Below are 24,461 nucleotides of genomic sequence, written 5' to 3' on the forward strand. Positions count from 1 at the left end.
TACTCGTAATTTTCCATAAATTGCCTTTCTTCTATACTTCAGAATAAAGACAATATGATACTTACAGTTCCATCTTGTATGTGATAGACTTGAATCGTCATTGGATTCTTGCCATGACTTATCCTCCTATATTCTGAATTTTGGTTGTCTGCCTTATTCATTATAGGAGAACTTTTTTATTCTGTTCACCGCTTAAGCTCTTTGATTCCATACGCATAGCGTATGGTTTTTATAGCTAGACTTTGTCTAGCTATAATAAGAAACCCTAGCTGCTCGCTAGGGCTCTTTCCATAAAGCTATGCAATTAAACTGAGCATTTCTTCTGCATTGGCTAAGGCGCTTTCGGTAACTTTGGTTGAGCCAAGCAATCTGGCTAAGGCTTTCACACGCTGTTGCTGAGAAAGTGCGGTCATTTTTGTTTCAGTTTTTCCGTCAATGGTTTGTTTTTCTACGCAAAAATGTTGATGTCCGCAGCACGCCACTTGCGGCAAGTGGGTAACACAAATCACTTGGCATTTTTGCCCTAACTTGCGTAATAATTTCCCTACCACACTTGCGGTAGCTCCGCTGATTCCTACATCAATTTCATCAAAAATAAGCGTTGGAATGGCGGATTTATCAGAGGTCAGCACCTGTAACACTAAAGCGATACGAGAAAGCTCACCACCCGATGCCACTTTTGCCAAAGGCTGAGCAGATTGTCCAAGGTTCGCTTGTAGAATAAATTGCACCTGATCCATTCCGTGAGCGGTCAGTTTATTTTCCGCTTGTTCCACGCGAATAGAAAATTCAGCATTTTCCATTGCCAGTTGTTTAATCCCTTTGCTAACTTGCGCTGAGAGCTTTTCTGCCCCTTTTTGGCGGCTTGCACTCAAAGCTTGCGCATTTTCTAACAGCTGTGCATAAGCCTGTTTTTCCTGTTCAATGAGTGCATCTTCGCTATCCGCAAAATCTACCAGCTGATCGAGTTTCTGTCTTAAGGAGCGATGTAACGCAACCAATTCTTCGGCTTTTACATTGTGTTTACGCGCAAGTTGAAGGGCTTGGCTCATTCGGCTTTCTACTTCTTGTAATCGATAAGGATCCGGTTCTATGTTGCTAGATAGATGTTGGATCTCAGAACTGGCTTCTTGCACTTGGATCAGCGCTTCTTGCAACATTGTGAGTGCATCGTTGTAGTGTGGATTAAGTGCGTGTAATTCTTCTAAATTTTGCACCGCACGATAGAGTAGGCTATCTACGTTCAGCTCATCATTTTCACTCAATAAATTCAACACGGATTGAGAAAGGGCGGTAAGCTCTTCACTGTTGGCAAGGCGGTTGTATTCTTCTTCTAATTCAGCAAATTCATTTTCTTGTAAATTGAATTCATCAAGTTCTTCTACCTGATATTGCAAAAGTTGTTTTTTCGCTTCATTTTCGGCGCATTTTTGTTGGAAGTTTGCCACTTGTTGTTGTAGATCTTTCCATTGGCGATAGTGCTTTTGCACTTTGGTAAGGAGATCATTATGAGCGCAATAGTGATCCAATAAAGTGAGTTGATAGTCATTTTTTAGTAAACGCTGTGAGGAATGTTGTCCGTTCACTTGGATTAAAAACTGACCCAGCTCTTTCAGCTGGCTGGCAGAAACGGGAATACTATTAATAAAGCCTTTGGAGCGCCCATCTGCGCTTATCACACGGCGTAAAATACAGTTTCCTGGATTATCTTCATCTTGCAATTCTTGGGCTTTGAGCCATTTATCCGCTGGGCTGTTTGACTCAATGTGGAATGTGGCACAAATATCCGCACGGTTTTGCCCCTCACGCAGCATTGCGCTTTCTGTCCGTTGCCCTAAACACACGCCAAGAGCGTCAATGGCAATGGATTTTCCCGCACCCGTTTCACCCGTGATGACAGACATTCCCTGTGCTAATTCAATATCAAGATGATGAACAATGGCAAAATTATTGATTGTAAGTTGAGTAAGCATAATACACTCCCATTTAACTGTATGTATATCAGTTTATAACTGTTTTTATATACAGTAAAGCGTTTTGTGCAAATTTTTTATGCAGAATTTCTCAACCAACCTAATTTTGTACTTAACACATTGTAATAATTGTAATTTTTTAAGTGCAATAAACGCAGTTTATGTTTGCTTTTATAAATATGCACCACATCATCAGGGGTGAATGGCAGGGCAACTTGGCTATCACAACCCACTTCTAATTGCGGCGTGTTGTAATCGGCAAAGCGAATGGAAATCTTACTTTCGCCGTCAATAACCAAGGGGCGAGAAGAAAGCGTGTGCGGAAACATTGGCACAAGGGCAATGGCGTTTAATTGTGGGGTAAGAATAGGGCCACCAGCAGAAAGGGAATAAGCCGTTGAGCCAGTTGGGGTGGAAATAATCAAGCCGTCAGAACGTTGTGAAAATGCCAGTTTATCATCAATATAAACGTGGAAATCGATCATATGCGCAATTTTGGCAGGGTGAATCACCGCTTCATTTACCGCATTACTGGTGGCAATAATTTGCCCTTCGCGTTCAATCGAGGTTTCCAAAAGAAAGCGTTCTTCCACGAAAAATTCGCCACGATCTAAACAGGCTTCCAGCTGCGCATAAGCATTTTTTGGATCAATATCCGTGAGAAAACCTAAATTGCCACGGTTAATGCCAATTAAGGCAATATCATATTTTGCCAAGATTCTGGCTCGCCCAAGCATATTGCCATCACCACCAATCACGATAGCTAATTGCGCACGTGTACCAATTTCATCTAACCCTGCGAGATGTTGCGCAGGCAAGTCTAAACGCTCACCAACCCCTTTTTCTACTAGCACTTGATAGCCTTTTTCGGACAGCCACTGAAATAAATTTTTGTGCATTTGCAAATTCACATCATTGCGCGGACGCCCTACCAAGCCAATGGTATGGAAAGAATTATGCAAGGTTTTATTGTCGATTAAATGAGTTGTGGACATAATATTTATTTTTATGCGAAAAACAGACCGCACTTGAATTCAAGAAATTAGGGGCTATATTACACATAAACTGTGTCAGTGGCTAGTCTTAGGGTCTGTTGATAATTCATTTTGTATTTGAGTTATCAACAGACCCAGCAACTGTCAATTTTTATGTTTTTTGTTACAATAACGCAAACTTTTGAACAGATGGAGAAAACAATGTCAGAACAAGAACAACAAGTGGAAAAAAACGAATTAGATCAAGAACAAACGGAACAAGTGGAACAAGCAGAGAACGCACAAGAAACCGCTGAGCAGCAGGAAAACGCTGAAAATCTTGAGGGTGATGCCTTAGAAGAAGCCATTGCCCGCGTGCAAGAGCTTGAAGAACAGCTCGCTGAAACAGCAAAAAAAGAGCAAGACATTTTGTTACGCAGCCGTGCGGAAATGGATAATATCCGCCGCCGTGCTGAGCAAGATGTGGAAAAAGCGCATAAATTTGCTTTAGAAAAATTTGCTAAAGATCTGCTTGAAACCATTGATAACCTAGAGCGTGCGCTAGCAACGCCAGTTAGTACAGAAGATGAGAGCTTAAAAGGCGTGCTAGACGGTGTCGAATTAACTTTAAAAGGTTTATTGGCAACGGTTGCACGCTTTGGCGTGGAAGCTGTGGGCGAAGTGGGTGAAACTTTCAACCCAGATTTGCACCAAGCCATTTCAATGCAGCCGACAGAAGGTTTCGCAAGCAACCAAATCACCGCCGTATTACAAAAAGGCTATTTGCTAAACGGCAGAGTGATTCGCCCAGCAATGGTGATGGTGGCAGCGTAATAAAAGGTCATCATAATAAACAAATAAAAATAGGCGAGTGTATCGCCTATTTTTTTTCGTCTAAATTTTCGTTGATATTTTTCTGCGCGAGTTTTTCTTGCTTTTTTTGTTCACGCCGTTTTTGAAAGAAAGCGCTGAGCTTTTGGCTACATTCTTCTTGCAGTACCCCCCCTGTAATTTCAAGGCTGTGGTTCATTTTATAATCATCAAAAAAATGAAAGCGTGAACCCACTGCGCCAGTTTTTAGATCATAAGCCCCGAACACTAACCGTTTGATTCGGCTATGTAAAATCGCCCCTGCGCACATTGTGCAAGGTTCAAGGGTAACGTATAGCGTGGTGTTGAGCAGGCGGTAATTTTGTTGCGCTTGCCCCGCTTGACGCAGTGCTACAATTTCAGCGTGCGCGGTGGGATCGTGCTGAATAATGGACAAATTCCAGCCCTCTGCCACAATCTTTCCTTCATCATCAACTAGCACAGCGCCCACAGGAATTTCCCCTAAGGCTTCCGCTTTATCGGCAAGGCTTAGGGCGTAGCGCATCATTTTTTCATCAAAATCCGACCGCACTTTTGTTTTCCTTATATGCTGAAAGAATGTGAAAAATCAGCCATACATTGGCTGATTGAGAGAATAAAGTGCGATGCTTTTGGGCGCAATTTTTTCATTTTGCTCTTTTTATCTTACACCGAGAAAGGATATTTAATCGCAGGGTGAGATTCATAGCCAATGACCTTGAAATCATCCATTGTTACCCAAGTTTCTAGATCCTCAAGGGTTTTGATGTCAGGATTAATTTCTAACTTCGGTAGTGGCAATGGTTCACGCTTGAGTTGAACATTTTGCATAAGCTCAAGCTGATCTTCATAAATATGCGCATTGACGATTTTATGATACGCCATTCCTGCTTTTTTCCCTGTAATCTGCGCCATTAATGCTAAGAAAGTAAACACTTGAATTTGATTAAAATTCAGCCCGAGTGGCACATCGCAAGAACGCTGATAGCTGGTTAAATAGAGTGTATCACCAAGCAAAGAAAAGGTGTGGGTGTGCATACAAGGACGCAAACAGCCCAGTTCAATTTCACCTGGGTTATAAAAGGTGATGATTTCACCACGATCATCTAACCCTTTGGTTAAGTCATTCACTACCTTACGCAATTGGTCGAGGGTTTCACCGTTAGGTTTACGCCAAGCACGCCCTTGTACACCATAAACACGTCCCATATCGTCTGTACCTTTGCGATGCGGATTATTCAACCAAGCCTGATTTTCATTGGCGTTGGCGTCCCACGTTTTTGTGCCAAGCTGGCGGAAATCTGCGGCGTTGTCGTAGCCACGAATGTAGCCTAAAAATTCCACAATCGCCGCTTTCCAGTAGCTTTTTCGCGTAGTGATTAGCGGAAATTCATTGTCCGCCACATTGTAGGTCAGATCAGCGTTAATTAGGGTTAAACAGCGTTTTCCAGTACGTTCATTTTCCACCCAAGTGCCGTTATCAATGATGTTTTTGCATAAATCTAAATATTGACGCATTGTAAATTTCCCCTATTTTTTCACCGCACTTTTGTAAGCTATAAGCATAATCAGCGCACCGAGTAAAATCATTGGCAATGACAGAATTTGCCCCATTGAAATATGCTGTTGGAAGAATAAGCCGAGTTGCGCATCAGGCTCACGAAAATATTCAATAATAAAGCGGAATGTGCCGTAGCCGACTAAAAATAATCCTGCCACAGAGCCTGCTGGACGTGGCTTTTTGATAAACAGATTAAGGATAATAAATAGCACCAAGCCCTCTAACACTGCTTCGTAAAGTTGTGAAGGGTGGCGCGGTAAATAACCGCCAGAAGGGAACAATACCGCCCAAGGTACGTCCGTTACACGCCCCCAAAGCTCATCATTAATAAAGTTACCAATACGCCCCATTCCTAAGCCAAAAGGAATAAGTGGCGCAACAAAATCTGCTGTCGCCCAAAAGCCGCGATGTTGTAATTTTGCGGTGATAAACATTGCCAAAATCACCCCAATTAAGCCACCGTGGAAAGACATTCCCCCTTCCCACACGCGGAATAAATACATCGGATCTTGCAAGAAATAATCGAACTGGTAGAACATCACATAACCGATACGTCCACCAAGAAATACACCAAGAAAACCGTTAAATAATAGGCTGTCCACTTGTTCCGTTGTCCAGCCGCTATTTGGACGGTTAGCACGGCGAACCGCAAGCCAGCGTGCAAACACAAAGCCGATTAAATACATTAATCCATACCAACGCAAGGCAACAGGACCAAGTTGGAAAATCACGGGATCAAATTGGGGAAAAGTTAAAAATTGTGAAGTCATACAGTTCCTTTTATTTCATTAACATATTGATCGCAATACAGATCAATAGCACGGCAAAATAACGTTTTAGGGTTTTCACTGGCAATTTATCTGTGGTGCTAGCCCCGAGTTTTGAAGTAAAAAATGAGGTTGCCGTAATCCCCACCACAGCAGGTAAATACACATAACCTAATGAATAACTTGGCATATTTGCTTGTCCCCAGCCGCCCACAATAAAGCTTAGCATTCCTGAAAGTCCAAGCAACATTCCGCAAAATGCTGATGAGCCGATGGCTTTTTTCATTTCAATACCACGCCCATTCAAAAATGGCACAATAAAACCACCGCCGCCAATGCCTGCAATGCTGGAAGCTATCCCAATTAAGATTCCGCCAATCACAGAGGAAGTGGTAGTGAGCGCTTTTTTCACTTCTTTCGGTTTAATCGAAAGCAACATTTTCACCGCGAGATACACTACCAAACAGGCAAATAATTTGCTTGATACGCTTTTATCTAAATTACCGACAAAAAGCCCTGAAATAAAGGTGGTCACCATAATTACAGGGGCAAGCACTTTCACCGCGGGCCAAACAATATTGCCGAGCTTGTGATGACGCTGTGCCGAAGAAAACCCTGTTACTACGATGGTAGCGAAAGAGGTTCCCAATGCCGTGGACATCAAAAGTTCGCTAGGCACATCAACCATTGGCAATAAATAAACCAACACGGGAACGATAATCAGCCCGCCGCCAATGCCAAATAAGCCCGCTAAAAAGCCGACCACACAGCCGACAATTAAATAAATAAGAAAAAAGCTCAACATTATGCCCCCCTTGTTCGATGAAATGAACGTTTATGGAATTTGCCTGATGAATATTTTTTACCAGAATACTTGTTCGCCGTATTTGTTGCAGAATGGTTTGGCGAAGATTTCTGTTCTTGAGAATAGGAATTTGGCTGATTTTTCCCATTAAATAATACCGCTGCAAATTCCTTCATTGCCTTGCGGTACACTTCTTTTTTGAAAGGCACAACCTGACGCACAGGATACCAAAAACTCACCCAACGCCAGCCATCAAATTCTGGCGATTTGGTGGTTTGCATATTAATATCTTTTTCGTCCGAAACTAATTGCAATAAGAACCAACGTTGTTTTTGTCCGATGCACATTGGTTTGCTGTCGTAGCGTAATAAGCGTTTAGGAAGTTTATAGCGCAGCCATTGTTTTGAAACATAAAGCAATTTAACATCTTTACGGGTTAAACCCACTTCTTCAAAAAGCTCACGATACATCGCCTGCTCAGCCGTTTCATTATCGTTTATGCCGCCTTGCGGAAACTGCCACGAGTTTTGCCCATAGCGTTTCGCCCACAAAACCTGACCTTTACGGTTACAAATGACAATTCCCACATTCGGACGGTAGCCATCGAAATCGATCACTATCGTTCACCTTAGTTTTAAAAATTTTAAATTCTGAATTGGTGAATTGTTTCACAAACTCAAGGTTTTAACAACCCGCAAACACGCTTTTAAGGCGGTTTTCTATCAGAATTTGACTAGATAAAATCTTCCTACCTGTTAATAAATTGAATAAAAATCACAACGCTGTGTATAACATTGTGAAAAGTGCGGGAATAAAATCAAATTATTTGTGTATAAGGATAAAAAATGCTTTATTTTAAAATAAGTTAAAACAGATCCTTGTTGATCATTAAGATCTAAAATCAAGATCCAAGATCGCATTTTTTTACTCCAATTACCGCCTAGAAAAAAATCATACTGTATTTTTATCAGGATTTTCACCGCACTTTTATTGCCAAACTGTGAGTTATTCAGCATTTCTGTGGATAAAATTGTGGTTTTATACAGAATAGGTGGGAATTAAATGCTAAGTTTGTCATAAGCATAATGAGAAAAAAGAATAAAACCATTAAAAATCAAAAAGATAGCGCAATAAAAAAGCGTTTTCGCATTGTGAGTTAAAGGCTCAAAAAGGACTGATTATTAATTAATCGAAGATCAAAGTGCGGTGCTTTTTTCTCGCATTTTTTATAAAACCAGCCCCAAAACTTGACCTTTACCACCTGTTAAACCTATACTATGGCAAATTTTTATTTAGGATTATTTATGCACCATCACCAGCACGATCACGGCTCACAAAATCAACGCATTTTAGCTTTCAGTTTTGCCATTATCACCGCTTATATGGTGATCGAATTTCTTGGTGGCTATTATTTCAACAGCCTAACTCTAATGGCGGACGCAGGCCATATGGCAAATGATAGCCTCTCTTTATTACTTGCCTTTGTCGCCCTGTTTTTCAGCCATAAAACACAGAAATATTTTGCTCTGCTCAATGCGGTTTCTTTAATTATTGTGGCGATTTGGATTTTATGGGAAGCCCTTGAACGCTGGCAAAATCCTTTGCTAATTAATGCGTTACCAATGCTAGCCGTGGCGATTGTGGGGCTGTTAGTCAATATGATTGTGGCGTGGTTAATGCTAAAAAGTGATCACGAAAATCTAAATATTCGCGCCGCCTATTTACACGTTCTGGCTGATTTATTTGGCTCTGTTATCGCGATCATTGCGGGGCTAAGCGCCTGGCTGTGGCAAATTCAGTGGATAGATATTGTCGCCAGCGCTATTTTAAGTATGTTTATTTTGCGCAGTGGGCTGAGCATAATGAAAGCCACAATAGCGGGGCAGCATTTAGGGCATTCTCATTAAGCGAAATGTCAGCAGAATAGAAATTTGATGAAAACAAAGTGCGGTGGAAAAATTCAAAAAATTTCCACCGCACTTGTGTTTATAGGCTGTTTAAATATTTTTCCCAATCAAAATATTGCCCGGGGTCGATTTTTCTGCCGGGGGAAATGTCGCTATGCCCCACAATGCGATCTTTACGAATTTTGGGATAACGTTGCATTATGCTTTGCGTGAGCGTTGTTAGTGTTGCATATTGCTGCTCTGTGAAGGGCTGATTGTTGCTCCCTTCTAATTCAATGCCAATCGCGAAGTCATTACATTTTTCACGTCCTTGAAAGCAGGATACGCCCGCGTGCCAAGCACGATCATTGAAGCTGACATATTGCGTAATTTTTCCCTCACGATTAATCAGGCAATGCGCTGACACGCGGAGATCTTTGATTTCTTCAAAATAAGGGTGCTGGCTTGGATCTAAGCGCCCTTGGAAAAAGGCATCAATAAAATTTCCGCCAAATTGTTCGGGGGGAAGACTGATGTAATGAATGACGAGCAACGAAATATCTTGCGGATCGAGACGTAAATCATAGTGGGGCGAGGGGCAATGTTTTTGTTTTGCCAACCAGCCTGATTGATCAATGGAAAATGTCGATTTCATAGTTTTTTTGCGATCGTGATCGAGAAAAAGTGCGGTGCTTTTTGGCTTTATTTTTAATTTGCGCCACACTTATTCGCACGGGTTATTCATTGCCCATATTCTATCGAAAATTAATGTTAAGAGAAATCAACAAGGACAGCTTATGAACAGATTTTCTACTCGTTTGAAGAATCAAGAGGGTTTTACGTTAATTGAATTAATGATTGTAATCGCCATTGTGGCAATTTTGGCAACAATCGCCGTGCCGGCTTATCAAAACTATACGAAAAAAGCGGCAATTTCAGAGCTTATTCAAGCTGCAAGCCCTTATCGCTCTGAAGTGGAACTTTGTGTGTATAACACAAATTCAACCAACAAATGTAATGCGGGAACAAATGGCATTCAGAAAAAATTAGCCAATAAGGGCAAAGTGGGCTCGATTGATGTGCAAAAAGGGAAAATTACCGTTACAGGCAGAGAGAACTTGGCGGGGATAAGTTATTCTTTAAGCGCAAGTGGTGATGCTGCCAAAGGGGTTACTTGGACGGTGAAATGCGATAAATCTGCCGAATTATTCCCAGCGGGATTTTGTGGCTGATGGGGATAAATAATGGCAGAATATGCGTTACAGTCGCAAATGACGGTTTGTGCGGTAGATGGAAAATTTTTTGAAATTCCACCGCACTTATGGCAGCAAAACCAACAGCAAAAAGCCCTGCTAATTCGCTATTTTGCTGTGCCATTGCAAGAAAATGCGCAAACGCTTTGGTTAGGCATTGATGATTTGAATAATCTTTCTGCTTGCGAAACCTTTTCTTTTTTAACAGGAAAAGTGGTTGAACCCGTGTTGTTGCAAGGGCAAGATTTGAAATTGCTCTTGCAAAGCCTTGCACCAAATGTGGCGGAAGAACCTGCTGTACCCGATTTTTATCGCCCCACTGAGCAGATTAAAACGGAAAATGTGCAAGAAAAAGCCGATGAGCCCGTTATTCAACTCTTAGATCGGCTTTTTGAAAAGGCGTTGCAACTGAATGCCTCAGATATTCATTTAGAGCCGCAGCGCGAGCAGTTGCAAATCCGCTTTCGTATTGATGGCGTATTGCAGTGCCAGACGCCATTATCTACGCAAATTAGTCAGCGCTTAATTTCTCGCTTAAAATTGCTCGCTCGCCTTGATATAAGCGAAACACGTTTGCCACAAGATGGACGTTTTCATTTTAAAACCACCTTTTCTGATGTGTTAGATTTTCGCCTTTCCACCTTGCCCACCCAGTATGGCGAAAAAGCGGTGTTACGTTTGCAGAAAAACAAGCCTGTCAGCTTAGCGTTTTCACAGTTGGGAATGAACGCAGCGCAGCAAAAGGCTTTGCAGCAAGCCCTTTCCCAACCTCAAGGCTTGATTTTAGTTACAGGCCCAACAGGGAGTGGAAAAAGTATTACCCTTTACACCGCACTTGAATGGTTGAATCAGTCGGAAAAGCATATTCTCACCGCCGAAGATCCCATTGAAATAGAACTGCCGGGCATTATCCAAACGCAAATTAATCCACAAATCGGGCTAGATTTTAACCGATTGTTACGCACATTTTTACGCCAAGATCCTGACATCATTATGCTTGGCGAAATTCGAGATGCAGAAAGTGCAGCGATTGCTTTGCGTGCAGCACAAACAGGGCATTTAGTGCTTTCTACGCTGCATACCAATAATGCTCATTCAGCAATTTCTCGCTTATTGCAGCTCGGTATCCAACAGCACGAAATTGAAAGCAGTTTGCTGCTCGTTATCGCCCAGCGTTTAGTGCGCAAAATTTGTACGCATCACACCGAAAATTGCGATTGCTATCAAGGTTATAAAGGGCGTTGCGGAATTTATCAATTTTTACAACCGCACTTTAATAATGGGGAAATTTCCTATCAAACGGATTATGCTTCTTTACGAGAAAGCGGATTGGAAAAGGTAAAGCAAGGAATAACCGATTTCGCTGAAGTAGAAAGGGTGCTGGGGAGATTGATGGAGAGCGAATAAAAAGTGGGAGAAAAATAAATTATCTCCCACTTCAAAGGTGAGTTGATTAGAAACGATATTCTAATTTACCCGCAAAGTAAGTTTGTTTTAGTCCATAGTCAGAAAGGGATTTTCTATGGCTAATTTGGGCACTGATGTTTAGGTTTGGCGTAATATCATAACCTGCGCTGGCAGAGAATAATAAGGCATTGCCTAATTTACCCGTTTTGTATTGCTGGGTTGTTCCATCATTGAGAGTTAAGACAGGGGTATTTCCTGTATTGTGTTCATACATTGTACGGAATTTCAATGATTTCCACGCAATTTCACCCCCAATTTGTTGAGTGAAAATATATTGTCGATCATTATTGATATTCCAACTGAAGGTATGATCCTCAATATTGGCTTTGCTACTTTGATATTGCAACGCAATAATTGGCGTTAAACGGACTTCATTTAGCAAGAAATGATAGCCTGTTTCTGCACCAATGCCCCAAGAATGGCCTCTCACTTTGGCTAAATCTTTATGTTGTGAAGTGGAAATTTTACCGCGCACATATTGATAGTTTCCACTGAGATTAATATAGCTTTGTTCGGTCAGTTGATTTTCTAATGTGAATAATACCCCTACAGATTTATATTTTGCCGAGCTGCTGCCTTCAATTTCTGTGGTTTTTGGTTCAACCGAGAATTTGCTGAGAGCAAGCCCTAAGTGAAGACGCTGTTTATCGTTGAGATCAAGGCGACCACCAAATAAGGTACTATTCGTGGTGGATTTGTAGCTATAGCCATAATCACTAAAGCCAAGGTTGCTATCATAAGTGGCTTTACGATGTTGTTGTAAAACATAGAAATTTTTCGTGCCTTGCGTAATGTTTTGGGCAAAGGTTTGAGCCTGCATATAACTATGTTCTAACAAGGCTAAATTCGTCACCAAATAGGCTGGAACTTGGCTATTTAATGCTGGGCGATAGGTTGAGGCACTTGTGGCTGTCACATTTCCTGCTAATGGCGTAACTGTTGCATTACCTGTATTTGGATTGGTAGGTGCTGCTACCACCACAGCATTATCTACTGGGGAAGAGGTTTCACTGCTGTTATCCGTATTTTCTGCATTTGGATTGGCAGGTGGTGTTACAACTGCATTATCCACAGGGGACGTGGTTTCTGTGCTGTTATCCGTATTTTCTGCATTTGGATTGGTAGGTGGTGTTACCACAGCATTATCTACTGGGGAAGTGGTTTCTGTGCTGTTATTGGCATTTCCTCCATTTTGATCTGAAGGTGGTGCTACCACTGCATTATCCACAGGAGCGGTAGTTTCACCGCTATTGTCAGTATTCCCTTCATCTTGGTTTGCTGGAGGGGTTACTGTCGTGTCCGCGGTTGGTGGAGTCGGTGCAGCCGTGTCATCAGCTTTAGGGCTTTCCTCTTTTGGTGGTGTTGTTGGAGCTTTAATAATTGGTGATAACGGTTCGCCATCTTCATTAATTAGCAAGGTTTGCAAGCGGTAATCGTTGAAATTACTGTTGTTCTCACCAAAACTATTTTCACTTGCCGTAGTTGCTCCTTTTTCAATGCTAACTAAGGTGTAGCGATTAATATAGCTTTCATCATTATGAACAGCTTTCGCCAAATTGAACGCATCTATGCGGCTGGTTTCACCTTTCACTTGAATGAGTGAAATACCCTCATCAGCATCGTAGCGTTCGTTTTTATTCGTGTCTGAATTACCAATCTGGCTATTGAGTAAGTTTATATTTACCGGAATAGGTTGGGTGGTGGTTAAATCTCCATTAATCAGCACGCGATCCGCACGCCATTCTGTCATATTTTCGGAAACGTTATCCACATTTAATGTAATATCCGCCCCCTCGTTGGTTACACTCCCAAAGGATAGGGTTTTAGGTTGGAAACTGGCATTTCTGGATTTGCTGCCGTTTGCCGTATGATTTAAGTGTGGGGTATTATTCGGTGCAATATGGGCATTGGCTTGCCAATAAGTATGTGAATGAACGATCCCATTTCCTGTCAAACTCGCATTTTCTTTGATATATAACGGCGAATGGTTTAATTCCCCTTCTAAAATGGTTACCCCTTGATTTAACAAGGTTTTTCCTGTGTGATTGAATTGCCCAATTAAATATAATGTACCCTCTCCATTTTTGCTTAAACTACCTTGCCCTTGCGTATCAGCAAATAAACGGCTTGTTTGGTTGGCACTAATATCCGCATTAATTTGGCTTGTGTCATCAAGTGCAAGGGTATCAAAGCGAGCAATCACATTATCTTTTATGCTTAATGTGGCATTATTCGCTAAATTTGCATTTTGCGTTAAATGTGAAGTATCTGGTGCATAAATTATTTCACCTTGGTTGATGGTAAGCTCGTTTAAGGTTGAATTTGTTTCTAAGGTTAAGTGGTTATTATTAAGTGCGGTCGGTTTATAGGCAAAATTTAATTTACCTTGATCATTGCCAAGCATTTCACCCTTAATTTTTCTTACCCCAGATTGCAAATAGTTAAGCGTGCTAGCTTCGGTGGCATTGCTATTAATAATATTGCCGTTAATTGTTGCCGCTTGCAGCCCTTTATCTTCGCCATTTTCAATGGTGAAATTATTGCCATTTAAGTCAAACGTTCCTTTATTCAAGCTGAGATTTTCGGCTTTAATTTGGTTTTCACCGTATAATTTTACTGTGCCTTCAGGGTTTACAATAATGTCGGAATAGGCTTGAACTTGACCATCTTTTTCTTGCTGTTTTAAACCTAATGTGCCTTCATTAACCACCATTTTGGCAGGGTTTACCCCTTCACCGATTTTAATAATTTCCCCATCACCAATTTTATAGAATGTTTCAGCAACGGTGCTATTACGATCATATTCAAATGGCGTGTTCCGTTTATCACGATGCAAGATATTGTCTTGCCATACAAGCTCTTGAATATTTAAGCGAACAAAATCAATTTTTCCTTCCGCCCCTTCATAAAGCAAGCCAATATCGCCATTTGGCAATTCAGTTAAGCTGCTATAGGCGTAATTATTTGGTGTAATTGTGGTGGTATATTTCCATTCAATAGAACCATCTTCTTGCACTTCACCAAGCCAGACTTTACCATTGCTGCGCCCGTTAGAATGCGGATTGGCAAAAAGGATATGTTCTTTGCCATTAATACGTTTGGAATATTTAATTACTGAAAGTTGACAATAAGGTTCTAGTAACACGTCATCTAAAATAACGTCTTTTTCCCAAGTGTAACCACCGTCATAACTGGTGGAAATATGCACGCGATTATGTGGTGTTACACGAGAAAAGAGTTTTAATTGTCCGTTGTCTAATTCAATCACTTGGGATTCAGTAATTTCATAGCCATAAGTGCCGTTAAGCAGACGTGATCCACCTTGTGTCGCAAATCTGCTATCAATTGGTGATTCACCACGTTCCCAAGTTTTGCCACCGTCTTTACTAATGATAACCGCTGCTACTTGTTTATTATTGTTATTGGTGTAGTAAACCGGCATCACTAAAGAGCCGTCTTTAAGCTGAATCCCTGTTCCGGGGCCTGTTCCCATAAAACGCATCCAATCGGCTTTCACTTGAGAGTTAATGTTGACTGGGTTAGACCAAGTTTCACCGTCATTATCACTATAAGTGAGCCATAAATTGCTGGTGATGGTTGATTTAAGTGGGGCGCTATCATTATTTGGATTTTTCGTTTGTAAATAAATATTTCCTAAACGTGTATCGCCTTGATATAAATCACCGAGATCGTTAAATGCCAATTCAGGATTACCATTAATAACAACCCGATAATCTGTTGGTTTATTTTTATCATTATAAACAATGCCGTTTTCACGAATGGTGTAGCGATTATTATATTCGTCAGTTAATAATTGATAATATTTCCCACCGATATTTTTATAACCTGAACCTTCGGCATTTTGATTTTTGATTCCAAAGAAACCTTGCGTTTCAGGGAACATATCCACAATCATAAAGACACGCCCATTGCGTTTGTCTTGCACCATTAGGGGATCGATTAAGAACGCAGAGTTTTGACTGCCATAAGATTGGCTGGCAAGATCAATCACTGTTTGGCTTTTTTGCCAAGTTAAGCCACCATCAAAACTGCGGCGGATCGCGGTATCAATATTTCCCCAGTCAGCAGAATGTTGCCAGCGCTTGTCGATAGCGGCGATAACAACGCCGTTTTGCGTGGTGAGTAAGGAAGGAATACGGTAGTTTTTTGCGCCATCTTGATTTGGTTGAAAGAGCGATTCTTTTTCCGTTAGCATTGCCCCTGAAGCGCGATGTTTATCCGCATTCTCGCTTTCGTTTCGGCGATAGGTTTCCGCTAATTCTTGGTGTAGCGCTTTGATTTTTTCTTCTGACAATACTTGTTCGGTAACTCCCGCCGAATAAATATTTCCACTAAAACGCATTTCATTGCCAGAGCTTCTTGGCGTTTTTCCTAAATAAGCAATATTTAAGTTCTCAATATCTTTGAAGAATTTAGAATTATTATGTGTTTGTTTTAATTCGCCATTCACATAAATTTTAATTTGGTTATTTGTTTTATCAAACGTATAGGTAATGGTTTGATAATCTTTATTTTGATTATCAACATTTGCGGTAAGTGCTGAATTATTAATTAAATAGCTATTCTTATTTCTTAATTCTAAGCCAAAGGTATCCGTGCCTTGCTTCCTTAACATATAGAAATTAATATAGTGGTTGGTGTGTCCACCTAGGGTTGAAGCACCTAAAAGAGAATAAACATTATCACCACCATTGGTTTTAAAGCCAAAAGTTAAAGAACCGTTTTCTAAATTAAAAACATCATTTTTAGTGAAGGTTTCAGTGATATTAAGTGGCTTGAAAAATTCGGTATTTGATTTGAAATCTAAGATTCCTTCGCTACTCGCCATGGCATATTGGCTGATAAGACACGAGGAGATTAAAACTGCCAATGCTGTTTTTTTCATAGGGCATCCTTTGTTTGATGTGAAATTAGGAGTATCTCAGCGCTGATGATATTTTTGCTCCATAATGGAGTAAATAATGATAATTTCACTTCGTGATATTCTTCACAGAATCATTCTCATTTTCTATCAAAAATGAGAGATTTCTCGCATTTCTACAAAAAGAGAATTTCTCAAAGAGCATTAGAGCCTGTATTTAAAACGTGATAAGATGCCCACCAACAATCAAATGATTCTGGCAGTAGCAGGAAAAACCAAAATAAAAGGAACACAACTTGTCCAACCCAATGAGCGAACTAAGCGAAACCTTTACTCTTGAACCGCAAGATAATGCCCGTTTGCAGGCATTGTGCGGAGCATTTGATGAAAATATCCAGTTGATTGAAAAAGAATTTTTCTTGGATATTGCACGGCGTAATTTTACGTTTACGCTGAAATCGAAAGATCCCAATCCGAAATCTCATCACGCGAAATTGTTAAATAAAGTGGCGGCGTTGATCCAAACATTATATTTGGAAACCGCTCCCGTGCGTGGCGTGGTTAAGGAAATTGATTTGTCTGATGTGCACTTAGCCATTCAGGAAAATCGAATGTTATTACAACAAGATACTGAACAAGCAGAACAAAATGCGGTGCCAAAAGTGTATCAAACCACAATTAAAACCAAGCGTGGTTTAATTAAACCGCGTGGTGCAAATCAAATTCAATATTTGCATAATATTTTGCGTTATGACATCAGTTTTGGTATTGGGCCAGCTGGCACAGGGAAAACCTTTCTTGCTGTGGCCGCAGCGGTGGAAGCCTTAGAGCGACAAGAAGTGCGCCGCATTTTGCTCACTCGTCCTGCGGTGGAAGCAGGGGAAAAATTGGGCTTTTTGCCGGGGGATTTAGGGCAAAAAATTGAGCCTTATTTACGACCGCTCTATGATGCGCTTTTTGAAATGCTAGGCTTTGAAAAAGTACAGAAATTAATGGAACGCAATGTGATTGAAATCGCACCGCTGGCTTATATGCGTGGGCGCACGCTGAATGATAGCTTTATTATTTTAGATGAAAGCCAAAACACCACCACTGAACAAATGAAAATGTTTTTAACCCGTATTGGGTTTAATTCTAAAGCGGTGATAACGGGCGACATCACGCAAATTGACTTGCCACGTAGCCAAAAATCTGGTTTACGCCACGCCATTGAAGTGCTAGAAAATGTGCCAGAATTGAGCTTTAATTATTTTGACAGTAAAGATATTGTTCGCCACCCAGTGGTTGCCAAAGTGGTGCAAGCCTATGATAAATGGGACGAACAGGAAGAAATTCGCCGTCAAGAACGTGCCTTACAGCGTCAGCAAGAACAGGCCAAACAACAAGCCTTAGAACGAGAAGAAATAGAATGAAAGATGTCATCGTTGATTTACAAATCGCAGCAGAAAATAGTGAAAACTTGCCCACAGAACAACAATTCCAACAATGGGCAACCGCCGCTGTGCAAGCAGAGAACCTGCAACCTGAGATCACCATTCGCGTGGTGGACGAAGCGGAAAGCCAAAGCTTAAACGCCACTTATCGTGACAAGGATTACCCAACCAACGTGCTTTCCTTTCCTTTTGAATGCCCTGAAGAAGTGGAATTGCCGCTGCTCGGTGATTTAGTTATTTGCCGCCAAGTGGTGGAACGAGAAGCGCAGGAACAAGGCAAACCCTTAATGGCACATTGGGCGCATATGGTGGTACACGGCTGTTTGCATTTGCTGGGCTACGATCATATTGAAGATGATGAAGCGGAAGAAATGGAAAGCCTTGAAACGGAAATAATGCAAGATCTTGGCTTTGCCGCCCCTTATTTAGCGGAAAAAGCCTAGCCTTGCAGCCACGTCAGCTTTGTATCTTAGTAGGGGAAAATGCGTGGTTACAAACTCAACTTTCCCCCTTATTTTCTGGCTTAGATCGCTTTGAAAAACAAAGTGCGGTGCTTTTTTTTGATGAAAATTGCACCGCACTTTTTCCTGAGCAAAACATCACGCCAATTCCCTTTAGCAAAGCGAAAAATCAGCTTGGGCGCGAACATTCCCTGATTATTTACGATGCCAGACAAAGCCTAAATCTTGATGCCCTTGCCATTGCCGCAGGCGCTTTACAAGCGGGTGGAGAACTCTATTTACTGTTTAATCATTGGGCAGACTTGGCTTATCAAATTGATATGGATAGCCAGCGTTGGAGCGGTGTGCCGCAAGGCATTTGCACACCGAATTTTGTGCAATTTATACAGCAAAAAGTGCGTGAATATGGCTTTTCTATTTATCAGCAACAAAATGGCGATAGCTTTTTGCCAGCACCGCATAACTCAGCCATTGATCCGATAAAGCCCTTTCATTCTGCCACGCAGGATCAACAACATATTTTGCAGCAGCTATTAAATGCTCCGAAAGAAATTAATGTGATCACCGCCAAGCGTGGGAGGGGAAAATCCGCTTTGGCAGGATTATTTGCCGCCCATTTAGACAAGGTGATTCTCACCGCACCAAATAAAAGTGCGGTGCAAATTTTGCAAGATTTTGCTGAGAAAGAGCTGTTTTTTATTGCGCCCGATGATCTCGCTCAACAAGTGCAACAAGATCCCGATAAATTTAATGATCATTGGCTGATCATTGATGAAGCGGCGATGATCCCGCTACCTTTATTAATGCAGCTCACAGCGCATTTTCGGGCGATTTTATGCACCACCACGATACAAAGCTATGAAGGAACAGGGCGCGGTTTCTTGCTTAAATTTATGCAAAAAAATCACCGCACTTTGCAACATTTTGAACTCAGCACCCCGTTGCGTTGGCGAGCTGATGATCTGCTCGAACCTTTTATTTCTGATTTGCTTTTATTAGAGGCGGAAAACCAATTAGCTCAGCCTAATTTCGTCCCGAATACAGACTTGCATTTTCATTGGCATCATAGCCACAGCCTTTTTCAGCAAGGGGAATATGAAGATTTTTACGGATTGCTGACTCTCGCCCATTATAAAACGTCCCCTGTGGATTTACGCCGTTTGCTCGATGGCAAGCATCAGCAATTTTTACTGGCAAAATCCAATCAGGATTTATTGGGCGCGCTTTGGTTGCTGAATGAGGGGGGAATGCAAGATAGCGCGTTAATTGAAGGCATAATGCAAGGTGTTCGCCGTCCGAAAGGCAATTTAGTGGCGCAAATATTGTGCCAAATAAGCCTAAATGAAACGGCGTGCAAGCTGAGTTCAGCGCGCATTTCTCGCATTGCTGTGCAACCCAAATGGCAACATCAAGGAATAGGGCAGGCGCTAATGGCAGAAGTGAATGAGCCAAGTTTGCTGAACCAAGATCGCACGCAAGATTTTTTATCGGTGAGTTTTGGCTACACGCCTGAGCTTGCTCAATTCTGGCAAAAGTGCGGGTTTAATTTGGTTTATTTAGGCAGCCATAAAGAAGCCAGCAGCGGTTGTTATAGCGCGATTAGCGTAAAAGGAATAAGCCATGCAGGGCAAGATTTTTGTACAAAATTGTTAGCACAATTTGAGCGGGATATGCCTTTATCTTTTCACCCTTTAGTGGAGCAGCTTTGTCTACATAGGCAACAAGAAAGGGATTTTTCAGTTAATGGGCAAGACATAAAAGCGCTACATTATTTTGCTTATTATCAACGAAATTTAGCCAGCACGATTCCAGCTATCCGCCGTTTATTATGGGGCAATCAAGGGGAAACATTGCCTTTATTGTCGGCTTATTGTGAACAAAAAATCTTACCAAGCACGGGCAAGAAACAATGGTTGCAAGCTTGTCGCGAAGAAGTAAAACGATGGTTACAAAAGCAAAAAATTCTTTTATGATAAGGAATACATAAGGCAAAGAATAAATCGCAAAATAGGGGGAAATAATGGCAAATCAACAAAAAGGTGTGCTGCGCAGATTATGGGATAAATACAGCGAATTTTGCAAAGAATTGGGGATCGATCAAGGTGCTTGCCGTAGCTGTGTGCCAGTAGTGAAATTTGATGAAGATCCACCGAAAAAAGCGGAGCAAGAGAAAGCGGCTAAATCTTAGGAAATCTTAGGATCAGATCGCGATCTTTACATTTCTCATTTTTTAATCATTCCTTACAAAGCCATTTGGCGTGTTGCTCAAATGGCTTTCTTTTTGGGCAAAATATACAAATCTTTACATAGGATCCAGATCAAATTGCTTGCAACTTAGTCAAACTAATACTAAACTTACGAATAAGTGGTAAAAAGTGGTGTTTTGTGGTAAAAATTGCAAAATTCTGTAAAAAATAACCGCACTTATTTTTAACAAGAGATCTCAAACAATGTTTCGTGGCGCATCATCGGTAAATTTGGATTCAAAGGGACGGCTTGCCATTCCCACCCGTTACCGTGCCGAGATCCTAGAGAAAAATAATGGGCAGATGGTTTGCACGGTGGATATTCGCCAACCTTGCTTGTTACTTTATCCCTTAGATGAATGGGAAATCGTTGAGCAAAAATTATTAAGTTTGTCGAATTTTGATCCTGTGCAACGTAGTTTACAGCGTGTGATGCTCGGTTATGCCACGGAATGTGAGCTGGATAGCGTAGGGCGAATTTTAATCAGCGCGCCATTACGCCAGCACGCGAAACTAGAAAAAAGCACAATGTTAGTGGGCCAGCTAAATAAATTTGAAATTTGGAGCGATGTGGAGTGGCAGGCTCAAATTCAACAAGATATGGCTCTCGGTGCAAGTGGTCAGCTTGCCCAATCTCCTGAATTAATCACGTTGTCTTTATAAGAGAAGATTAACTTCCACCAAGACAGCGGCACTAGCAGAGATAAGCGGTGTACTTAGGTACACCGCATTATCTCATTTTAACATTTAATTTTTATTATTTAATAACGACTTATGAACGCGCAGAACCTTTTTTCTTCACCTGAACATTTCACCGTTTTATTAAATGAGGCGGTGGACGCTTTGGCGTTGAAAGAAAAAGGCATCTATATTGATGGCACTTTTGGGCGCGGCGGTCATTCTCGTCTGATTTTATCTCGCTTATCCCAAGATGGCAGATTAATCGCCATTGATCGCGATCCGCGTGCGATTGCGGCGGCAGCGCAAATTCAAGATCCGCGTTTTCAGATCGAACACAATAGCTTTTCTGCGATCCCTGAGATCTGCGAAAAATTAGGTTTAGTCGGTAAGATTGACGGTATTTTGCTCGATCTTGGTGTATCTTCCCCTCAACTAGATGAAGCTGAACGTGGGTTTAGCTTTATGAAAGACGGCCCGCTTGATATGCGAATGGATACCACCCAAGGTTTATCGGCGGCCGAATGGTTGCAACAGGTTTCAGAGCAAGATTTAGCTTGGGTGCTGAAAACCTTTGGTGAAGAGCGCTTTGCTAAACGCATTGCGCAAGCCATTGTTAATTATAATAAAAATGCACGTCAAAATGGCACAGAACCACTTAATCGCACCTTGCAATTAGCTGAGCTGATTGCGCAATCGGTTCCTTTTAAAGATAAACATAAACACCCAGCTACGCGTAGTTTTCAGGCAATTCGTATTTTCATTAATGCTGAATTGGAAGAGCTAGAACGCGTCTTGCAAGGGGCTTTACAAGTATTAGCACCGCAAGGACGTTTGTCGATCATCAGCTTCCATTCCCTTGAAGATCGTATGGTAAAACATTTTATGCGTAAGCAAAGCAAGGGCGAAAGTTTGCCGAAAGGCTTGCCATTGCGTGAAGATCAAATTCAGCGTAGCCAAACTTTAAAAACCATTGGCAAGGCGATTATGCCAAGTGAACAAGAAATTGCCCAAAATGCCCGCTCAAGAAGTGCGGTGCTGCGTATTGCGGAGAGAGTATAAAAATGGTTGAAAATTCAGAACGTTATCCATTGCGTAGCATTATTGCTGAAGATCTCTTTGCCTCAAATAAATTAGTGATGGCGTTAATGGTATTGGTGATTGTGAGTGCGTTAAGCACTATTTGGATTACTCACAAAACGCGTGGCTTGATCGCAGAAAAAGGTGAATTAGTGTTACAACACCAAGCCTTGGAAAATGAATTTTTAAATCTTAAGTTAGAAGAAGCAACCCAAAGCGATAATACCCGTGTTGAGGCGATTGCTACGGGAAAATTACAGATGAAACGTGTTGTGCCAGAACAAGAAGTTTTGTTATTGGAATAATTAATAGACCCTAAGGTGCAAAATGATCAAGAAGAAAAATCACAGAACAAAGCGTAGCACCAGCACAGGCAGTGCAATTAAACGCAATAAACCTAAAATTTCCTACCATAATAGTTTTTTGAAAGGTCGTTTTTATTGGTCGATCGCCGCTGTTGTACTTGGGTTAAGTGCCTTGATTGCACGCGCGGCTTATATACAAGTGGTAAATGCTGATCCCCTGGCTGATGAGGCGGATAAACGCTCAGTGCGAACTCAGCAAGTGCTTTCTGTGCGTGGTTCTATATTAGATCGCAATGGACAACTTCTTTCTGTTAGCGTACCGATGTATTCTGTGGTGGCTGATGCTAAATTCGTGTTTGAAGAAAATTCTTTGCAAGATAAAGAACGTTGGCAAGCACTCGCCAAAGCTCTTGGCGTTTCTTATAGCAATTTAATTAAGCGCGTGGAAAAAGATCCTTCTTCTCGTTTCGTGTATTTATCTCGTCAGGTTTCCCCAACCGTTGCTGATTATGTTAAGCAGCTGAAAATCAAAGGTGTAGTGTTAAAAACAGAAGCACGCCGTTTTTATCCAAGAGTGGAAGAAACCGCCCATTTGATCGGCTACACCAATATTGATGGTGAAGGCATTGAAGGCATTGAGAAAAGTTTTAACTCATTATTGGTGGGTAAATCAGGCTCTCGTACCTATCGCAAGGATAAATTTGGACACGTTGTGGAAGACATTGCCGATGTTAAAAAATATGACGCACACGATGTTACCTTGAGTATTGATGAAAAACTGCAATCAATGGTTTACCGCGAAATCAAAAAAGCGGTGGCAGAAAACAAGGCAGAATCAGGCACAGCGGTGTTAGTGGATATTCGCACAGGCGAAGTGCTCGCAATGGTCAATGCCCCTTCCTACAATCCAAATAACCGTGCTGGTGTAAAAGCTGATTTAATGCGAAATCGTGCCATTACCGATACCTTTGAGCCGGGTTCAACAGTAAAACCTTTCGTGGTTTTGACCGCACTTCAAAATGGTGTAGTAAAACGCAACGAAGTGATTAACACAGGGCCGCTAGTGCTAAATGGACACGAAGTCAAAGACGTTGCACCAAGAGATCGCCAAACCCTTGATGAAATTTTGGAAAACTCCAGTAACCGCGGGGTGAGCCGCTTGGCTTTGCGTATGCCACCAAGCGCGTTAATGGAAACTTACCAAAACGCAGGTTTAGGCAAACCAACAGATTTAGGCTTGATTGGTGAACAATCAGGGATCTTAAATGCAAATCGTAAACGTTGGGCGGAGATTGAACGTGCCAACGTTGCCTATGGTTATGGTTTGAATGCAACGCCGTTACAAATTGCACGCGCTTATGTTACCTTAGGCAGTTTTGGGATTTATCGCCCACTTTCTATTACCAAGGTTGATCCACCCGTGATCGGGCAGCGCGTTTTCCCTGAAAAAATCACCCGTGAAGTGGTGAATATGATGGAAAAAGTGGCAATCAAAAATAAACGCGCAATGGTGGAAGGCTATCGCGTTGGGATCAAAACAGGGACAGCGAAAAAGCTAGAAAAAGGTCGTTATGTGGATAAATATATTGCTTACACCGCAGGCATTGCGCCAGTCAGTAACCCACGTTATGCCCTGATTGTTTTAATTAATGATCCGAAAGCGGGGCAATATTATGGTGGGGCGGTTTCTGCACCATTGTTCTCAAATATTATGGGCTATGCGTTACGAATGAACAATATTCCGCCTGATGCGGTGGAGCAACAAAAAGTCGCCAAACGCACCGTTCGTTTAAATACTCAGAAAAAAGATGAAACAACGAACTAATTTTTGATGAAGGAAA

Annotated in this window: 20 protein-coding genes and 2 pseudogenes; 12 read left to right on the forward strand and 10 right to left on the reverse strand. The window is 41.5% G+C overall.

The window, feature by feature from the left end:
- The 3 genes and pseudogenes from ACLS0A_RS01030 to ACLS0A_RS01040 all read right to left on the reverse strand — a co-directional run.
- Positions 1-105 (reverse strand): annotated as a pseudogene (locus ACLS0A_RS01030) (transposase); the annotation flags it as partial.
- A gap of 191 nt (positions 106-296) precedes the next feature.
- The gene (gene recN / locus ACLS0A_RS01035; RefSeq protein ID WP_416082058.1) at positions 297-1,973 is read right to left on the reverse strand and encodes a DNA repair protein RecN; all 1,677 of its coding nucleotides are present in this window, start codon (positions 1,971-1,973) and stop codon (positions 297-299) included.
- A 77-nt stretch (positions 1,974-2,050) separates the two neighbouring features.
- Positions 2,051-2,968: an NAD(+) kinase gene (locus ACLS0A_RS01040; RefSeq protein ID WP_416082059.1), complete on the reverse strand. Its 918-nt coding sequence runs from the start codon at positions 2,966-2,968 to the stop codon at positions 2,051-2,053.
- Between the two features lie 201 nt (positions 2,969-3,169).
- Here ACLS0A_RS01040 and grpE point away from each other — a divergent pair, with 201 nt between their 5' ends.
- Positions 3,170-3,781, forward strand: a complete 612-nt coding sequence (gene grpE / locus ACLS0A_RS01045) for a nucleotide exchange factor GrpE (RefSeq protein WP_194751806.1) — start codon at positions 3,170-3,172, stop codon at positions 3,779-3,781.
- A 46-nt stretch (positions 3,782-3,827) separates the two neighbouring features.
- On the opposite strand, the gene tadA is transcribed toward grpE, so the two are convergent.
- The 5 genes and pseudogenes from tadA to rppH form a co-directional block, all read right to left on the reverse strand.
- Positions 3,828-4,364, reverse strand: coding sequence for a tRNA adenosine(34) deaminase TadA (gene tadA, locus ACLS0A_RS01050; protein WP_416082132.1), 537 nt, complete (start codon positions 4,362-4,364; stop codon positions 3,828-3,830).
- 98 nt (positions 4,365-4,462) lie between these two features.
- Positions 4,463-5,314, reverse strand: a complete 852-nt coding sequence (locus ACLS0A_RS01055; RefSeq protein ID WP_416082060.1) for a thymidylate synthase — start codon at positions 5,312-5,314, stop codon at positions 4,463-4,465.
- A 12-nt stretch (positions 5,315-5,326) separates the two neighbouring features.
- The gene (gene lgt / locus ACLS0A_RS01060; RefSeq protein WP_103854038.1) at positions 5,327-6,127 is read right to left on the reverse strand and encodes a prolipoprotein diacylglyceryl transferase; all 801 of its coding nucleotides are present in this window, start codon (positions 6,125-6,127) and stop codon (positions 5,327-5,329) included.
- A gap of 10 nt (positions 6,128-6,137) precedes the next feature.
- Complete coding sequence (locus ACLS0A_RS01065) at positions 6,138-6,929, reverse strand: sulfite exporter TauE/SafE family protein (protein WP_416082061.1); 792 nt, start codon at positions 6,927-6,929, stop codon at positions 6,138-6,140.
- A gap of 148 nt (positions 6,930-7,077) precedes the next feature.
- Positions 7,078-7,546: pseudogene (gene rppH / locus ACLS0A_RS01070) on the reverse strand (RNA pyrophosphohydrolase); the annotation flags it as partial.
- Positions 7,547-8,233: 687 nt separating this feature from the next.
- Between rppH and ACLS0A_RS01075 the strand changes: the two are divergent.
- Positions 8,234-8,836, forward strand: coding sequence for a cation diffusion facilitator family transporter (locus ACLS0A_RS01075; protein ID WP_416082062.1), 603 nt, complete (start codon positions 8,234-8,236; stop codon positions 8,834-8,836).
- 79 nt (positions 8,837-8,915) lie between these two features.
- Here ACLS0A_RS01075 and ampD read toward each other — a convergent pair whose 3' ends face one another.
- Entirely contained in the window at positions 8,916-9,470 is a 555-nt protein-coding gene (gene ampD, locus ACLS0A_RS01080) for a 1,6-anhydro-N-acetylmuramyl-L-alanine amidase AmpD (protein WP_416082063.1), read from the reverse strand.
- A 142-nt stretch (positions 9,471-9,612) separates the two neighbouring features.
- Between ampD and ppdD the strand changes: the two genes are divergently transcribed.
- Together ppdD and ACLS0A_RS01090 are read left to right on the forward strand one after the other, a co-directional pair.
- Complete coding sequence (gene ppdD, locus ACLS0A_RS01085; protein WP_416082064.1) at positions 9,613-10,047, forward strand: prepilin peptidase-dependent pilin; 435 nt, start codon at positions 9,613-9,615, stop codon at positions 10,045-10,047.
- Positions 10,048-10,059: 12 nt separating this feature from the next.
- Entirely contained in the window at positions 10,060-11,475 is a 1,416-nt protein-coding gene (locus ACLS0A_RS01090) for a GspE/PulE family protein (RefSeq protein WP_416082065.1), read from the forward strand.
- Between the two features lie 46 nt (positions 11,476-11,521).
- Here the strand turns inward: ACLS0A_RS01090 and ACLS0A_RS01095 are convergent, their stop codons facing one another.
- Positions 11,522-16,441 (reverse strand): exo-alpha-sialidase, encoded by a 4,920-nt coding sequence (locus tag ACLS0A_RS01095; RefSeq protein WP_416082066.1) that lies wholly within the window; start codon positions 16,439-16,441, stop codon positions 11,522-11,524.
- Between the two features lie 284 nt (positions 16,442-16,725).
- Between ACLS0A_RS01095 and ACLS0A_RS01100 the strand changes: the two genes are divergently transcribed.
- From ACLS0A_RS01100 to ftsI, 8 genes are all read left to right on the forward strand, one after another.
- Positions 16,726-17,829, forward strand: coding sequence for a PhoH family protein (locus ACLS0A_RS01100; RefSeq protein ID WP_416082133.1), 1,104 nt, complete (start codon positions 16,726-16,728; stop codon positions 17,827-17,829).
- The gene (ybeY, locus tag ACLS0A_RS01105; protein WP_416082067.1) at positions 17,826-18,293 is read left to right on the forward strand and encodes an rRNA maturation RNase YbeY; all 468 of its coding nucleotides are present in this window, start codon (positions 17,826-17,828) and stop codon (positions 18,291-18,293) included. The genes ACLS0A_RS01100 and ybeY overlap by 4 nt, the downstream gene beginning before the upstream one ends.
- 2 nt (positions 18,294-18,295) lie before the next feature.
- Positions 18,296-20,284, forward strand: coding sequence for a tRNA(Met) cytidine acetyltransferase TmcA (locus ACLS0A_RS01110; protein WP_416082068.1), 1,989 nt, complete (start codon positions 18,296-18,298; stop codon positions 20,282-20,284).
- A gap of 47 nt (positions 20,285-20,331) precedes the next feature.
- Positions 20,332-20,499 carry a DUF5363 domain-containing protein gene (locus ACLS0A_RS01115; protein WP_172459084.1) on the forward strand — a complete coding sequence of 56 codons (168 nt, stop codon included), beginning with the start codon at positions 20,332-20,334 and terminating at the stop codon, positions 20,497-20,499.
- Between the two features lie 262 nt (positions 20,500-20,761).
- A complete protein-coding gene (mraZ, locus tag ACLS0A_RS01120) occupies positions 20,762-21,220 on the forward strand; it encodes a division/cell wall cluster transcriptional repressor MraZ (protein WP_115250036.1) in 459 nt (152 codons plus the stop codon).
- Positions 21,221-21,331: 111 nt separating this feature from the next.
- Positions 21,332-22,297 (forward strand): 16S rRNA (cytosine(1402)-N(4))-methyltransferase RsmH, encoded by a 966-nt coding sequence (gene rsmH, locus ACLS0A_RS01125; RefSeq protein ID WP_115250035.1) that lies wholly within the window; start codon positions 21,332-21,334, stop codon positions 22,295-22,297.
- A gap of 2 nt (positions 22,298-22,299) precedes the next feature.
- Positions 22,300-22,620: a cell division protein FtsL gene (gene ftsL, locus ACLS0A_RS01130; RefSeq protein ID WP_103854594.1), complete on the forward strand. Its 321-nt coding sequence runs from the start codon at positions 22,300-22,302 to the stop codon at positions 22,618-22,620.
- Between the two features lie 22 nt (positions 22,621-22,642).
- Entirely contained in the window at positions 22,643-24,445 is a 1,803-nt protein-coding gene (gene ftsI, locus ACLS0A_RS01135; protein ID WP_416082069.1) for a peptidoglycan glycosyltransferase FtsI, read from the forward strand.
- Positions 24,446-24,461: the final 16 nt, after the last annotated feature.

Source organism: Avibacterium volantium (assembly GCF_049366555.1).
GTDB lineage: Bacteria > Pseudomonadota > Gammaproteobacteria > Enterobacterales > Pasteurellaceae > Avibacterium > Avibacterium volantium_A.

Excerpts from the sequence above, each read along its gene's own strand:
- recN (WP_416082058.1), bottom strand. The coding sequence starts at position 1,973 with ATGCTTACTCAACTTACAATCAATAATTTTGCCATTGTTCATCATCTT.
- ACLS0A_RS01040 (WP_416082059.1), bottom strand. The coding sequence starts at position 2,968 with ATGTCCACAACTCATTTAATCGACAATAAAACCTTGCATAATTCTTTC.
- grpE (WP_194751806.1), top strand. The coding sequence starts at position 3,170 with ATGTCAGAACAAGAACAACAAGTGGAAAAAAACGAATTAGATCAAGAA.
- ACLS0A_RS01055 (WP_416082060.1), bottom strand. The coding sequence starts at position 5,314 with ATGCGTCAATATTTAGATTTATGCAAAAACATCATTGATAACGGCACT.
- lgt (WP_103854038.1), bottom strand. The coding sequence starts at position 6,127 with ATGACTTCACAATTTTTAACTTTTCCCCAATTTGATCCCGTGATTTTC.
- ACLS0A_RS01065 (WP_416082061.1), bottom strand. The coding sequence starts at position 6,929 with ATGTTGAGCTTTTTTCTTATTTATTTAATTGTCGGCTGTGTGGTCGGC.
- ACLS0A_RS01075 (WP_416082062.1), top strand. The coding sequence starts at position 8,234 with ATGCACCATCACCAGCACGATCACGGCTCACAAAATCAACGCATTTTA.
- ampD (WP_416082063.1), bottom strand. The coding sequence starts at position 9,470 with ATGAAATCGACATTTTCCATTGATCAATCAGGCTGGTTGGCAAAACAA.
- ppdD (WP_416082064.1), top strand. The coding sequence starts at position 9,613 with ATGAACAGATTTTCTACTCGTTTGAAGAATCAAGAGGGTTTTACGTTA.
- ACLS0A_RS01090 (WP_416082065.1), top strand. The coding sequence starts at position 10,060 with ATGGCAGAATATGCGTTACAGTCGCAAATGACGGTTTGTGCGGTAGAT.
- ACLS0A_RS01095 (WP_416082066.1), bottom strand. The coding sequence starts at position 16,441 with ATGAAAAAAACAGCATTGGCAGTTTTAATCTCCTCGTGTCTTATCAGC.
- ACLS0A_RS01100 (WP_416082133.1), top strand. The coding sequence starts at position 16,726 with ATGAGCGAACTAAGCGAAACCTTTACTCTTGAACCGCAAGATAATGCC.
- ybeY (WP_416082067.1), top strand. The coding sequence starts at position 17,826 with ATGAAAGATGTCATCGTTGATTTACAAATCGCAGCAGAAAATAGTGAA.
- ACLS0A_RS01115 (WP_172459084.1), top strand. The coding sequence starts at position 20,332 with ATGGCAAATCAACAAAAAGGTGTGCTGCGCAGATTATGGGATAAATAC.
- mraZ (WP_115250036.1), top strand. The coding sequence starts at position 20,762 with ATGTTTCGTGGCGCATCATCGGTAAATTTGGATTCAAAGGGACGGCTT.
- rsmH (WP_115250035.1), top strand. The coding sequence starts at position 21,332 with ATGAACGCGCAGAACCTTTTTTCTTCACCTGAACATTTCACCGTTTTA.
- ftsL (WP_103854594.1), top strand. The coding sequence starts at position 22,300 with ATGGTTGAAAATTCAGAACGTTATCCATTGCGTAGCATTATTGCTGAA.
- ftsI (WP_416082069.1), top strand. The coding sequence starts at position 22,643 with ATGATCAAGAAGAAAAATCACAGAACAAAGCGTAGCACCAGCACAGGC.